Source organism: Mesorhizobium sp. (assembly GCF_005063415.1).
GTDB lineage: Bacteria > Pseudomonadota > Alphaproteobacteria > Rhizobiales > Rhizobiaceae > Mesorhizobium.
Genome location: NZ_SUEG01000150.1, coordinates 1 through 12,487, shown reverse-complemented (window position 1 = coordinate 12,487; position 12,487 = coordinate 1). Strand labels below are relative to the sequence as shown.

At 62.3% G+C, this 12,487-nt stretch carries 14 protein-coding genes; 2 read left to right on the top strand and 12 right to left on the bottom strand.

What is annotated here, in order from left to right; genetic code table 11:
- The 5 genes from E5W70_RS26665 to E5W70_RS26645 form a co-directional block, all read right to left on the bottom strand.
- A partial coding sequence (locus E5W70_RS26665; RefSeq protein ID WP_292664094.1) for a signal recognition particle receptor subunit alpha occupies positions 1 to 593 on the bottom strand: 593 nt, incomplete at its 3' end.
- Positions 594 to 1,003: 410 nt separating this feature from the next.
- Positions 1,004 to 1,972 carry a type II CAAX endopeptidase family protein gene (locus E5W70_RS26660; RefSeq protein ID WP_292664092.1) on the bottom strand — a complete coding sequence of 323 codons (969 nt, stop codon included), beginning with the start codon at positions 1,970 to 1,972 and terminating at the stop codon, positions 1,004 to 1,006.
- Between the two features lie 147 nt (positions 1,973 to 2,119).
- Positions 2,120 to 2,722 carry a DUF1236 domain-containing protein gene (locus E5W70_RS26655; RefSeq protein WP_292664090.1) on the bottom strand — a complete coding sequence of 201 codons (603 nt, stop codon included), beginning with the start codon at positions 2,720 to 2,722 and terminating at the stop codon, positions 2,120 to 2,122.
- A 63-nt stretch (positions 2,723 to 2,785) separates the two neighbouring features.
- Entirely contained in the window at positions 2,786 to 3,880 is a 1,095-nt protein-coding gene (locus E5W70_RS26650) for a putative zinc-binding metallopeptidase (protein WP_292664088.1), read from the bottom strand.
- A 90-nt stretch (positions 3,881 to 3,970) separates the two neighbouring features.
- Positions 3,971 to 5,218 carry an NAD(P)/FAD-dependent oxidoreductase gene (locus E5W70_RS26645; protein WP_292664086.1) on the bottom strand — a complete coding sequence of 416 codons (1,248 nt, stop codon included), beginning with the start codon at positions 5,216 to 5,218 and terminating at the stop codon, positions 3,971 to 3,973.
- A 185-nt stretch (positions 5,219 to 5,403) separates the two neighbouring features.
- Here E5W70_RS26645 and E5W70_RS26640 point away from each other — a divergent pair, with 185 nt between their 5' ends.
- Positions 5,404 to 6,204, top strand: coding sequence for a lytic transglycosylase domain-containing protein (locus E5W70_RS26640; RefSeq protein ID WP_292664096.1), 801 nt, complete (start codon positions 5,404 to 5,406; stop codon positions 6,202 to 6,204).
- A 106-nt stretch (positions 6,205 to 6,310) separates the two neighbouring features.
- Here the strand turns inward: E5W70_RS26640 and E5W70_RS26635 are convergent, their stop codons facing one another.
- From E5W70_RS26635 to E5W70_RS26620, 4 genes are all read right to left on the bottom strand, one after another.
- A complete protein-coding gene (locus E5W70_RS26635) occupies positions 6,311 to 6,586 on the bottom strand; it encodes a hypothetical protein (protein WP_292664084.1) in 276 nt (91 codons plus the stop codon).
- A 21-nt stretch (positions 6,587 to 6,607) separates the two neighbouring features.
- A complete protein-coding gene (locus E5W70_RS26630) occupies positions 6,608 to 6,880 on the bottom strand; it encodes a hypothetical protein (RefSeq protein WP_292664082.1) in 273 nt (90 codons plus the stop codon).
- Between the two features lie 73 nt (positions 6,881 to 6,953).
- Complete coding sequence (locus E5W70_RS26625; protein ID WP_292664081.1) at positions 6,954 to 7,328, bottom strand: hypothetical protein; 375 nt, start codon at positions 7,326 to 7,328, stop codon at positions 6,954 to 6,956.
- Between the two features lie 160 nt (positions 7,329 to 7,488).
- Positions 7,489 to 8,712 carry an argininosuccinate synthase gene (locus E5W70_RS26620; RefSeq protein ID WP_292664079.1) on the bottom strand — a complete coding sequence of 408 codons (1,224 nt, stop codon included), beginning with the start codon at positions 8,710 to 8,712 and terminating at the stop codon, positions 7,489 to 7,491.
- Positions 8,713 to 8,880: 168 nt separating this feature from the next.
- On the opposite strand from E5W70_RS26620, the gene E5W70_RS26615 reads away from it, so the two are divergent.
- Complete coding sequence (locus E5W70_RS26615; protein WP_292664077.1) at positions 8,881 to 9,522, top strand: LysE family translocator; 642 nt, start codon at positions 8,881 to 8,883, stop codon at positions 9,520 to 9,522.
- 55 nt (positions 9,523 to 9,577) lie between these two features.
- Here E5W70_RS26615 and E5W70_RS26610 read toward each other — a convergent pair whose 3' ends face one another.
- The 3 genes from E5W70_RS26610 to E5W70_RS26600 all read right to left on the bottom strand — a co-directional run bounded on the left by E5W70_RS26610 (position 9,578) and on the right by E5W70_RS26600 (position 11,957).
- Entirely contained in the window at positions 9,578 to 10,030 is a 453-nt protein-coding gene (locus E5W70_RS26610; protein WP_292664075.1) for a hypothetical protein, read from the bottom strand.
- Positions 10,027 to 11,259 carry a 23S rRNA (adenine(2503)-C(2))-methyltransferase RlmN gene (gene rlmN / locus E5W70_RS26605; RefSeq protein ID WP_292664073.1) on the bottom strand — a complete coding sequence of 411 codons (1,233 nt, stop codon included), beginning with the start codon at positions 11,257 to 11,259 and terminating at the stop codon, positions 10,027 to 10,029. Before rlmN ends, E5W70_RS26610 begins: the two co-directional genes overlap by 4 nt.
- Positions 11,260 to 11,450: 191 nt before the next feature.
- Entirely contained in the window at positions 11,451 to 11,957 is a 507-nt protein-coding gene (locus E5W70_RS26600) for an invasion associated locus B family protein (protein ID WP_292664071.1), read from the bottom strand.
- Positions 11,958 to 12,487: the final 530 nt, after the last annotated feature.

Sequence of the window (12,487 nt, the reverse complement as noted above, 5' to 3'; positions counted from 1 at the left end):
TCGATATGGGTGCGGCCGGCGGTGTCGAGGATGACGACGTCATGGCCGCCGAGCTTGGCCGCCTGCACGGCGCGGCGGGCGATATCGACCGGCGTCTGGCCGGCGACGATCGGCAATGTGGCGACCTTGACCTGCTCGCCGAGCTGGCGGAGCTGCTCTTGCGCGGCGGGGCGCCGCGTGTCGAGCGATGCCATCAGGACCTTCTTGTTTTGACGGTCGGTGAGGCGCCTGGCGATCTTGGCCGAGGTCGTCGTCTTGCCGGAACCCTGCAAGCCGACCATCATGATGACGACCGGAGCCGGTGCGTTGAGGTCGATGGCGACGCCCTCGGCGCCGAGCATCTCGACCAGCTCGTCATGGACGATCTTGACGACCATCTGGCCGGGCTTGATCGACTTGACCAAGGCGGCGCCGACGGCCTGCTCGCGCACCTTGTCGGTGAAGGAACGCACCACTTCCAGCGCCACGTCGGCCTCGAGCAACGCACGGCGCACCTCGCGCAGCGCCGCCGAGACATCAGCCTCCGACAAGGCGCCGCGGCCGGTGAGGCCGTTCAGGATCGAACCAAGGCGCTCTTGCAGGGACTCAAACATTGGTCAACCCACCGCGCGACAGCGCCTTGGATTGATTTTGATCCCTGTCGGGCCGATGGCCCTCCACGCCTCTTGTGCGTTCCTGTAGCGATTCAAACATTCTTTTTCCTTTTCCCTGGCACCCGGATGATGCCCGAGAGGTAATGCGTTCGCGCCAACTGTCCAAGCAAAAGCCGGTCCGGGCAAAGCCCAAAGCCAAAAAGCACCCGGGGGCGCACAGCGCTGCCGGGTGTTGGCCTCCGGGATCGATTTACAGCACTTCACCTCAAAGAGGTTTTGGCGTCCCGGTCGGTTTGCTCGGAGGAATACTCGTCGCGGAATTCGCGGCGTGTAGACAGGAAATCGGCCGCAGAGTCAAGCTTTGGTCAAGCTTTGCGCCAGATATGCTCAGAACGACCGTGCAAGGCGCATCAGCGCACGCTGCTGGCGTGGGCCATATCCGGCTCGACCTTCAGCGGCGAGCGCGGATGCAAAAGCAGCAGAACGGTCAACAGGCTGCTGACGATGCCGATCGCAGCGATGAGGACGGCGTCTGAAGTCGTCCAGCCGGCGGCTTCGAGCGGCTTGGCGTTGAACAGGGCGAAAGAATTATAGCTTTGCTGGTGCGAAATCAGCAGGAAGCCGGTGAGATTGTTGCCGAGATGGGCGCCAAAGCCGGCACCGAGATTGCCGGTTGCGTAGACCAGAAGTGTCAGCAACAGCGCAAAGGCGGCGATCGAGGCCAGCACGCAGGCATTGATGGCGGCCGTCGAACTCGGGCTCCAGTGCAGCGAGGTGAACAGCAATCCTGGCAGCAGCGCCCAGATGAAAGGGTTCTGGAACCGGCTGGCCAGGCCCCTGAGCAGATAACCGCGAAACAGCATCTCCTCCGACGAGGTCTGCAGAAAGGTTAGGGCGGCGATCGGGATCAGGAACAAAAGCCACGAAGATAGGCCGATCGTACCGCGGGCGATATCGGGCTGAAGGCCATAGAGCAGGATCTCGGAAAGCAGCGAGGTGATCAGCACCGCGGCTAGCCCTTTCAGGAACCCCGACCACGAAATGCGCCGGCTGACGCCAATCAGGGCGATCAGCTTCTCGCGATGGATCCAGCGCATGGCAGCCCAAAGGCCGAGCCAGATTCCGGCAAATGAAGCCAGCGCCGCGAGAATGCCCGCAGGAGAGGTCATGAAATCCTGCACCGCTCCTCCACTTGGCGGGGCGGTGCCAGATGATGCCTGCCAAACGGCAAAGGCATAGGTGCCGCCGAACAGCACGGCGGCAGTGGTTCCGAGCCAGAACAGGACAACGACCGCCGTTCCAAGCAGAAGCCGCGGCAAGGTGGTCTTGTTGTTGGCGGTATGCCGGTACTGTTGGAAGGCGGTTGGGTCGATCGTCACGCGGGCTCGCTGGCTGGTGCTTCGGCTCGCAAGGTCTAGAACATCGGCCCCAATGTGGAAACCGGTATTGCAGCGGCAATACCGGTCTGTGGCAATGTCGGAGTGTGAGCGGCCGCCATCACAGGGCGACCGCCCTGTTTTGCAACGTCAGCGCACGACGTACACGATACGCCGGCTGCCCGGATCGACCAGTGCCGGCTGGCCGTTCACATAGACGTAGCGGTAGTCATAGTCCGGAATCTCACGCAGCTCGACGGTGTCAGGCAACGTCGCGCCCGTCACCACCTCGCCCTCGAGATAGACCGGATCGAGCCGATGCGTACGGACATAGGTACGGATCTCGGCCGGCGGTCTCCGGATAGGCTCGATCGCCTCGCCGGCGACGATCGCTCCGGTATAGCTGTCGGAATATTCCACGCTATCGGCGGGCGGCGTCACGACGGCAATGTCGGCGCTGGCCGGACGCTGTGTCAGGACCACCCGGCTGCCGCCGAAATCGGCCGTCACATAGTCGGAATAGACCCAGCCCTGGCCGTTGGCCTCGGCGATGGTGCACCATTTGCTGTTGGCGATGCAGCCGTCGAGCGTCGCCGACTGGCCGGCGGCGAGCACGCCGATCACCGGATATTGCGGACCGGGGCCGGCGCGTACATTGAGATCAGTGATGGCCGAGACGGCGGTGTCGGCCAAAGCAGAGCCCGACATCGCTATGAGCGCTCCGGCCACCGCCGGAAACAATATGCGTTTCATGGTCTTCTCTCCGTTTCACAGTCCCTTGGGACGGAAAACGAAGCAAAGCCACATGCGTTCCGGCTAAAAGGCTTCGGCCGGCTCACGATTTGTTCCAGTAGTTTTCGGCAGGTCGGTCAAAAGCTGGTGAACAAAAGCAAGCTTTTGCGCCGCCACGTCCGAGATGACGAAGGGATAGAGATCGGGCAGGCCCATGCAGCGATTGATCGAGTTGGACGCCTCCGACAGCACCAGCCAGCGGTCGAGAATCCTTTCAAAAGGCTCTGGCCTGGAGGCGGGTTCCGATGGTGCCGGCTGCAGCTTACCGCCGGTATCGGCGCGCGGCAGCTCGTTGGCTTCAACGGTTTCCAGCCGGCCGAGCGGGAAATTCAGGGCATGCACCATCTCCAGCGTGTCGGTGATGTGCATGTGATGCGCCCATGTCTCGGCCCAGTCCTCCCATGGGTGCGACGTCGCATAGGCCGAGATATGGTGCTGCTGCCAGTCGCGCGGCGCGCCATCGGCATAATAGGTTTTCAGCGCTTGTTCGTAGTCGGCGCGTTCGTCGCCGAACAAGGCGCGAAAACCGGCAAGCTTCTGCGGATCGTCACGGATCAGGCGGTCCCAGTAATAATGGCCGAGCTCATGGCGGAAATGGCCGAGCAGCGTGCGGTAGTTCTCGCCCATCTCGACGCGCCGTCGCTCGCGCTCTGCCGAATCCGCCTCGGCGACGTTGAGCGTGATCCGGCCGTTGTCGTGGCCGGTCAGGATACGCTCGCCGCCGGGACCGCCGCCGATCGGATCAGCAAGAAAATCGAAAGCAAGACCGATCTCGTCGCCAACGTCCTGCTTGGGTGCGACCGGCAGGCCGAAAGCGAGCAGCGAATAGACGGCACGCTTCTTTGCCGCCTCGACACGGATCCAGCGGCGGCGATTGCCGTCGACCGACAGATCCGGGATCAACTGGTTCAGCGCACAGGCGCGGCAGAAGGCGTGGCCCGGCTCCGCCATCCAGTTGCAGGCGCATTCGTCGGCATTGGTGCAGTGAAAGGCATCGGCGCCGGGCAGCGCGAATCGCGCGTCCTCAGGATCATAAAGCACGAGGCTGGCGCAGTTCAGGCACTGCGCGTTCTCGAAATAGAGACGGTGGCCACAATGCGGGCAGTCGAAAAGCTTCATTGGCGTCTCAAATCATTCGAAATGCGGAGGACGATACGAGCAGGAGAAGGCCAAACGCCTGTCAGCTGCCCGCGTTCCTGCCGGCCGATGCTATTTTGCCGCAAGCTGGGCGACGACCTCCTTGGCCACTGCCTCGCCCGACAATCTGGCGCCGCCGCAGGTCTGCATCAGCGGACCGGCCAAATGCTCGCCGGCGAAGAAGATCTTTTCCGCCACCGGCTGCATCAGCGTGGCGCGCGCTTGCGAGCGGCCGGGCCGCGCCGCCGCATAGGCGCCGCGCACGAACCGCTCAGCGCCCCAATTGGTCATCATTGCGCGTCCGACATGTTTTCGCACGTCGCCGCCGAAGATGCCGCAGAGCCGGTCGACGACGAAGTCGATGCCGGCCGCCTCGCCCGCCGCCGACATCTCCCAGGCGAAATCGCCGCCGACGAAACCGACCATCAAATCCAGATCGAAGGGAAAGCAGAGGAAGTAGATGTCGTGCCTGGCCAGCCGCTCGATCAGCAAATCGTCGAACGGCTCCAGGCCGAGCCTTGTACCGGATATTTCCACCGGCAGCTTGGTCAGCATGCCCATCGGCAGGTCGAAGAAGGCGGCGAAATGCGCATCGGGGAGTGCAGGCGAGAACGCAATCTCCTCGAAGGCGAGCACTGCCGGTGAGGCGGTGACGACGACAGCCTTGGCGCGGATGGTACCGCGATCGGTGACGCAGGCTACGCCCGGCCCATCCCAGACGATCTTGCGCACCGGCGTCGACAGTTCCACCGGCACATCGGCACCGAAGCGGGCAACCAGCGTACCGAAACCTTCCCTGGTGAAATAGTTCGGATCGAGATCGGCGGCGGCCTGAAAGTCGCGGATCGATATCTCGTCCTCGTCGGCGCCGAAATCCATCGGCCCGGCGAAGGTTGCGGCGGCGCGCGGCGCGTGTCCCTTGGCGAGCAACGCCGAAAGGCGGTCATCGTCGCCTTCCCTCACCTGATGTGCCGCCACCAGTTCGAACAGCCTTGCGTCGGCCACCTTCATCGCGGCCTCTTCGGCTTCGCTTGCCTTTCGCTCACGGTAATAGAGATGATCGACATTCATGTCATGGTGATGAAGCGTCCAGGCGGCGGCTTTCGCCTCGGGAAAGTAGGGGTTGCGGTCCGCGGCATGCAGCCAGGCGCAGCCGATGTCGAACGGCACGCCGAAATGCTGGTCGCTGGTCCAGGCGCGGCCGCCAATGCGGTTCATCGCTTCCAACAATTTGAAGGAAAAACCGGCAGCGCGCAGGGTCTTGGCAGCCGAAAGCCCGGCTGAACCGGCGCCGATGATCACGACATCAACGTCTTCCATGCTTATTCTGTCCCCGCCACAATAATTACTTGATCGTAGGCAAATTCCCGGACATCCGCCAGTGTGGTGGATTTGAAGTTCCTGCTGTATTGAGTGCATCGGCGCAGCGCCGGGACAGTGACAAGCAGGTGTTTCGCTGGCAAATTCGCAATTGGGAACGTGATTCAGGCAACCAGGAGAGCAGCATGGCATTTCTTGCCAAGGGGAAGATGTTTGTAGTGGCCACGGTGGTGGCGGTGCTTGCGCTGGCGACGGGCGCGCAGGCAGCGGCCAGTTGTGGCAAAAACGGCGCCGGCTTCGATGCGTGGAAGCCGGAGTTTGCCGCGGAGGCCAAGGCCGACGGTGTCGGCTCGAAGGGTCTGGCCGCTCTGGCTCGCGCAACCTACGCGACAAAGACGATCTCCGTCGACCGCGCCATCCATAAGGCTTTCAGCGGCTCGGTGGAAGCTTTCATGAAGCGCCGTGGCGCGTCCGCGATCATTGCCAGGGGCCGTGCGCTGAAGAAGTCCAATGCTGCGCTGTTCGACAAGATCGAAGGGACCTACGGCGTGTCGCCGGGTGTGTTGCTCGCCATCTGGGGTATGGAGACGGGCTTCGGTTCCGCCATGGGCAACCAGAATACGGTCTCTGCCATTTTAACGCTTGCCTATGATTGCCGCCGTCCGGAGTTCTTCTATCCGCATGCCATTGCAGCCCTGAAGCTGGTTGATCGCGGAGCGCTGAGCGCCTCGTCGGTCGGTGCCGCGCATGGCGAGATTGGCCACACGCAGTTCCTGCCCGGAAATGTGTTGACGTATGGCGTAGGCAACAAAAATCTGCGCGACAAGAGCACTGCGTTGGCTTCCACCGCCAACTTCCTCAAGGGTCATGGTTGGCGGCCGGGCGCCAGCGCGCAGGCGAATATCGGCGCAATTGCTGGCTGGAATTCGGCGAGCGTCTATCAACAGGCCATCGCCCGCATGGCCACGGCGATCGATGCCGACTGACAGAAAACTCTAGAGCTTTGTTTTAACGCAATTCCGGACGGAAAACCGTTTCACACTTTTCCTGGAATTGCTCTTCGGCAGAAAGCCCGGCCACGCGCCGGGCTTTCTATTTCACGTCGAGCGCGTAGGAGCAGCCGGCGAGCACCTTGCCGGGATGTGAATCAACGGTTGAGACATTGAGCGCAATGCGCGTGGAAAATGTCATGCCGTCTGCTTCCTCGCTGCTCTCGACGAGCACCTTCTCGCCAAGGAATTTGTCCGGTGTCGCGAGTTCGGGTGTGATGCCGAGCTCGCGGGCAAGGTCCGGTGCGGAAACGCCGTCAAATACCGTCATCGGCCCGGAAGCGGTAAAGACGACGGACGCCGTTTCGCGCCCGAACACGCGGACCGGTGCAGGCAGCTGTTATTGCCGGAGGAAGGGATTGCCGGCGGGAACTTCCTTCCTACCGAGTTTTGCGGGCGCATCGGGGCGGTCGCCCAGCCAAAGGGCAAAACCGTTATATGTCGGAACGTCAGCCCCGCACTCGATCAGCGCGGCGAGGTCGAGCGAGGCGGGGTCATAGTCGTTGGCTTTGGCGACAGCCAAGTTCGTGAGAACAGCCAACGCGGGCAGGAAACCGGCTCCAAGAGTGGCCAAGCGCCTGGGCACATCACGCTCAATAATGCGCGTAGCCACTCAAGGGGCATTTCTGTGAAACGGGAGCCTGGAAGGTGCCGTCAACACCGTTTTCAGGTGCGAAACTTGAGCGTCATGGCGCCGGGGTGGCCGCTTTTGGCTTGCCCTCGATTACTACCGGGACTCCGGAATCCTGCGCGTAGCCGCTCAACGGGCATTGCTGGGAAACGGGAATCTGGAAGGGGCCGTTAAAACTTTTGCAGGTACGGAATTTGGAGTTCAGCGGGGCCGGGGTAGCCGCCTTTGGCTTGCCCTCGATGACCGTCGGGACTCGGGAACCCTGCGCGTAGCCGCTCAACGGGCATTGCTGGGAAGCGGGAATCTGGAAGGGGCCGTCAAAACTTTTGCAGGTATGGAATTTGGATGTTTGCCCCGACGGGGGTTGCGTGGATTGACACCCGGTAAAGACGGCCACCGCCGCAAGAAGAAGAAAAATTCTATTTTTCACTTGTCAAAACCCTCCGACCCGCAAGACAAGTAAGGTTAAACCATCGAAAGGTCAAACAGGAAACGATCTGAGAGCGCGGTCTCGATATATTAGGGACGCCAAATAAAACCCCGAGTATTCGCCGGTTCCTAACTTGTCTAAGCATTAGGCCGTTGGAATATCAGCCGTTGCGGTTGCGCGCCGCCAGCGTGCGCAGCCGGAGCGCGTTGAGGCGGATGAAACCTTCAGCGTCCTTCTGGTCGTAGGCGCCGCGGTCGTCCTCGAAGGTGACCAGCGCATCGGAATAGAGCGTCTTCCTCGACTTGCGGCCGGTGACCATGACGTTGCCCTTGTAGAGTTTTAGCCGCACCGTGCCTTCGACGTCTTCCTGGCTCTTGTCGATCATCGCCTGCAGCATCAGCCGCTCGGGCGCGAACCAGAAGCCGTTGTAGATGAGCTCGGCGTAGCGCGGCATGAACTCGTCCTTGAGATGGGCGGCTCCGCGGTCGAGCGTGATCGATTCGATCGCCCGGTGGGCCGATATCAGGATGGTGCCGCCGGGGGTCTCGTAGACGCCGCGCGATTTCATGCCGACGAAACGGTTCTCGACCAGATCGAGCCGGCCGATGCCGTTGTCGCGGCCGAGATCGTTGAGCGCCGCCAGCATCGTCGCCGGCGACAGCTTCTTGCCGTTGAGCGCAACCGGATCGCCCTTGAGGAATTCAATCTCGATCTCGGTGACCTCATCCGGCGCATCCATCGGCGAGATGGTGCGCTGGTGGACGAATTCCGGCGGCTCGCTCCAAGGGTCTTCCAGCACCTTGCCCTCGGAGGAGGAGTGCAGCAGGTTGGCGTCGACCGAGAAAGGCGCATCGCCCTTCTTGTCCTTCGGCACCGGGATCTGGTGGTGCTCGGCGAAATTGATGAGATCCGTGCGCGACTTGAACGACCAGTCGCGCCAGGGCGCGATGACCTTGATGTCGGGGTTGAGCGCATAGGCCGAGAGCTCGAAACGCACCTGGTCGTTGCCCTTCCCGGTGGCGCCATGGGCGATCGCATCCGCGTCGGTCTCCCTGGCGATCTCGACAAGATGTTTCGAGATCAGTGGCCGGGCGATCGAGGTGCCGAGCAGATACGTGCCTTCATAGACAGCGTTGGCGCGGAACATCGGGAAGACGAAATCGGATACGAACTCCTCGCGGACATCAACGATGCGGATATCCTTGATGCCCATCACCTCGGCCTTGCGCCTAGCCGGCTCCAGTTCGCCACCCTGGCCTAGATCGGCGGTGAAGGTGACGACCTCGGCGCCGAGCTCGGTCTGCAGCCATTTCAGGATGATCGAGGTATCAAGGCCGCCGGAATAGGCGAGCACGACTTTCTTGACGGCTTTTGCTTTCGACATGGTGGGCGGTTCCGCGACAGGGGTTCTTCGCGGGCGAGGTATCACGGCGTTTTAGGCCAGCGCAAGGGACGAACGATGCCTGGACCAGATGCTGTATCGCCCAGAGGCTGGCGAGGACACGGCTCTTGCGCTATGGCTGCGCCGTCTTTTGCCGCACCGAGACGAGACATGTCCTTCATCCCCGACACCACGACGCTTATCCAGTTCTCCATCGCCACCTTCATCCTGGCGATCACGCCTGGGCCTGATATGACGCTGTTCGTGTCGCGCACGCTGAGCCAGGGCCGCGCCACCGGCTTTGCCTCGATGGCTGGCGCCTTGTGCGGCACGCTGATCCACACCACGCTGGTGGTGGTCGGCGTCTCGGCGCTGATCGTCGCCTCGCCGATGGCGTTCTTCGTGCTGAAGATTTTCGGCGCCGGCTATCTGGTCTTCCTGGCATGGCAGGCGATCACAAAAGGGTCGGCGTTTTCACCGGAGAAGAAGAGCGGGCCGAGAATCTCGCTGTTCCGCAGCTGGGCGGCGGGGCTCGGGGTCAATCTGCTCAACCCGAAGATCATCCTATTCTTCATGACCTTCCTGCCGCAATTCGTCTCCGCGCATGATCCCAACGCGCCGGGAAAGCTGTTCTTCCTCGGCGCGATGTTCGTCGTGCTGGCGATCCCGGTGACGGCGCCGATGGTGCTGGCGGCGGAAAAATTCTCGGCCGCGATGAAATCCAGCCCGCGCGTGACGCGCGTCGTCGACTATCTCTTTGCCGGAGTTTTTTCGGCCTTCGCGCTCAAGATCCTGACGGCCCAGGCGAAATAGGGCGCATTCCTGCCTGACCATGATCTTCCGAAAAACCGGCCTCCACTTTTCGGGATCATGGTCCAATCTGACGCCAGCTTCCGGCCGAGCGCCCGGCGCTCAGCCAGTAGAAAATACCGCCGACCATGCCGCAGCCGATCACCGCCAGCATGACGCTTGTGTTGGTAACCTCGAAATTGGCATCGGCCGTCTGGTGGACGAAGCCAAGGAAGACCGCCGAGACCACAGCACCCGCCAGCGCATAGAACAGCCAGTCACGCCGGCCAAGGATCTCGGAGACGAGGATGGCGATGGCGGCCGGCATGAAGGCGAAATAGGCGACGAACAGCGCGACGAAGGGGATTGAAAACCACAGCGACGCCTGCGCCGCCGGTTGCGTCTCGTCCGTCATCAGCCCAAGAGACGCCAGGAACATGATGTTAAGGAAAGCGCTTGCCGCCAGCGAAGCAACGCCATAGCCGACAAGGATGACGGCGAAGCGGATCAGATAGGCGACCAGGCGATTCACGCCTCGCCGTGCCCCGCGATCATCATCGCTTCCAGCGCCAGCCGGTCGACTTTGCGCATGCGCTCGGAGTCCGACTTGAGCTGGCCGCAGGCGGCGAGGATGTCGCGGCCGCGCGGCGTGCGGATCGGCGAGGCATAGCCGGCATTGTTGATGTAGTCGGCGAATTTCTCGATCGTCTCCCAGTCCGAGCACTGGTAGTTGGTGCCCGGCCATGGATTGAACGGGATCAGATTGATCTTGGCGGGGATCCCCTTGAGCAGCTTGACTAGCGCCTTGGCGTCTTCGATCGAATCGTTGACGTCCTTCAGCATGACATATTCGAAGGTGATCCGCTTGGCGTTGGACAGGCCGGGATAGGCACGGCAGGCAGCGATCAGCTCGTTCAGCGGATACTTCTTGTTGATCGGCACCAAAAGATCGCGCAGATCGTCATTGGTGGCGTGCAGCGAGATCGCCAGCATGACGCCGATCTCCTCACCGGTGCGGAAGATCTCGGGCACGACGCCCGATGTCGAGAGCGTGATGCGCCTCTTCGAAAGGGAAAGCCCGTCGCCGTCGGATGCGATCAGCAGCGCCTTCTTCACCGCCTCGAAATTGTAGAGCGGCTCGCCCATGCCCATCATGACGACGTTGGACACTTTCCGGCCCTCGGCCGGCACGATGGCGCCGTCGGGTGTGTCGCGGTCGGGGAAATCGCCGAGCCTGTCGCGGGCGGTCAAAAGCTGGGCGAGGATTTCCTCGGCGGTCAGGTTGCGCACCAGCTTCTGCGTGCCGGTGTGGCAGAAGGAACAGGTCAGCGTGCAGCCGACCTGCGAGGAGATGCAGAGCGTGCCGCGGCCTTCTTCGGGAATGTAGACGGTCTCGATCTCGACCGGCCGGCCGGCGCCGCGCGGCGGAAAGCGGAACAGCCATTTGCGCGTGCCGTCGGAGGAAATCTGCTCCTCGACGATCTCGGGCCTGGCAACGGTGAAATGCCTGTCGAGCGCGGCGCGCAGATCCTTGGAGATGTTGAACATGCCGGCAAAATCGGAAACGCCGCGCACATAGATCCAATGCCAGAGCTGTTGGGCGCGCATCTTCGCCTGGCGCTCCGGCACGATGCCCGCCGTGACGAGGGCGGCCCCGAGTTCGGCGCGCGTCAAGCCGATCAGCGACGCCTTTTCAGGCGTCGTGCGGGTGCGCAACGCGTCACGCGCGCCTTCGGCGGTAAGATCGAATGAAAGGGTCATTGTTGCGCCAACATAAGCGATTTGCGGCCGAATACAGCATCGTGCCCGAAATGAAGCGCGGCGCATAGCACAGGTTAGCGGCGGAGTCATGCCGGGGTTCTGCCTTCTCCCTCAAGGGAGAAGGAAAGACCGCACGGCCGCTGGGTCCTTTACGCTGCTGTGTTAGGTAGTCAACATCCCGGACGAGGACTCTACTTGCACTTGGCGATCGAGGCCAGCGCCGCCGAGATGCCCTTCAGCGAGAAGACGTAGGTGGTGGTGTTGCCGCGGCCGGACTTGGCCGACACCTTCATGTCGGTGCCGGTCTTCATTGCGGCGATCAGCACCGGCTCCTCGGCGGCGTTCTCGACCCAGGCCGACTTGCCGCGCGTGAACATCGAGAACGACTTCTTGTCGATGGTGACGGTGGCCTTGGAACCTTCCTGGAAGGTGTAGCCGGCGATGAATTGGGGCTCGTAGGACACTTGCTGCCCCGGCCGCTGGCTGACGAAGAAGAACATATCGCCGTGATCGAGCGTCGGCGGCTGCTTGTCGGTTGGCACCGTCAGGACATAGCAGACCTTGCCGCCGCCCGACGCCTGATAACTGTAGGTGCCCCACGCATTGTGCTGGCCGATCTTGGTTGCCGACTGCGCCAGCGCGGGCGCCGTCAAGGCCGCCAGGGCCAGGCTGGAAACTATAGCAATCAATCCGCGCATCGCTTTTCCCGTATTCCACTGGTGCGGCGGCAGGCCGGCCTGGCGTCCTGCCCGTCGCTTCATTTTGATTTAATCTGGGTTACCAAACGGTGAATTTCCCCTGAGAAAAGGATGTTCACGCCAGGAAACCGCCGCCGTCTTCGCGCTGCCGCTCGAAAAAGCGGCTGGCGCAATGTCCCTGCCGCGACTTGGAGGCCACGAAAACGGCAAGAGTTTGACTTTTCAAGCAGCTAGGTCTTGCGGCGATTCTCGCTTTTTTGAGGCGCGTGACGAATTTCCCTGCAGGCGGTACCATGTCTGCGTTCGCCGCCACGGCACTCGGCCAGGGTGCCCTCCCTGGCGGCTTTCGGGAGATTTGGTCATGGCCATTTCCGAGACAGTTCTGATCCTGGCGGGCGGCACAGTCGTCCTGGCGATCGTGTTCGGCATTCGTGTCGCCGTCCGCGCGGCGGCCAGCGGCGCGGTGCCCCGGTCGGATGGCGGAGAGGTGGCAGGCAGATCGGGCGCGCCGGACGTGCCCGGGGTCATTG

What these genes read in the sequence shown, in the direction of transcription:
- E5W70_RS26620 (WP_292664079.1), bottom strand. Translation starts at nt 8,712, where the DNA reads ATGTCGAAAGCAAAAGCCGTCAAGAAAGTCGTGCTCGCCTATTCCGGC.
- E5W70_RS26650 (WP_292664088.1), bottom strand. Translation starts at nt 3,880, where the DNA reads ATGAAGCTTTTCGACTGCCCGCATTGTGGCCACCGTCTCTATTTCGAG.
- E5W70_RS26655 (WP_292664090.1), bottom strand. Translation starts at nt 2,722, where the DNA reads ATGAAACGCATATTGTTTCCGGCGGTGGCCGGAGCGCTCATAGCGATG.
- E5W70_RS26645 (WP_292664086.1), bottom strand. Translation starts at nt 5,218, where the DNA reads ATGGAAGACGTTGATGTCGTGATCATCGGCGCCGGTTCAGCCGGGCTT.
- E5W70_RS26615 (WP_292664077.1), top strand. Translation starts at nt 8,881, where the DNA reads ATGTCCTTCATCCCCGACACCACGACGCTTATCCAGTTCTCCATCGCC.
- E5W70_RS26640 (WP_292664096.1), top strand. Translation starts at nt 5,404, where the DNA reads ATGGCATTTCTTGCCAAGGGGAAGATGTTTGTAGTGGCCACGGTGGTG.
- E5W70_RS26600 (WP_292664071.1), bottom strand. Translation starts at nt 11,957, where the DNA reads ATGCGCGGATTGATTGCTATAGTTTCCAGCCTGGCCCTGGCGGCCTTG.
- rlmN (WP_292664073.1), bottom strand. Translation starts at nt 11,259, where the DNA reads ATGACCCTTTCATTCGATCTTACCGCCGAAGGCGCGCGTGACGCGTTG.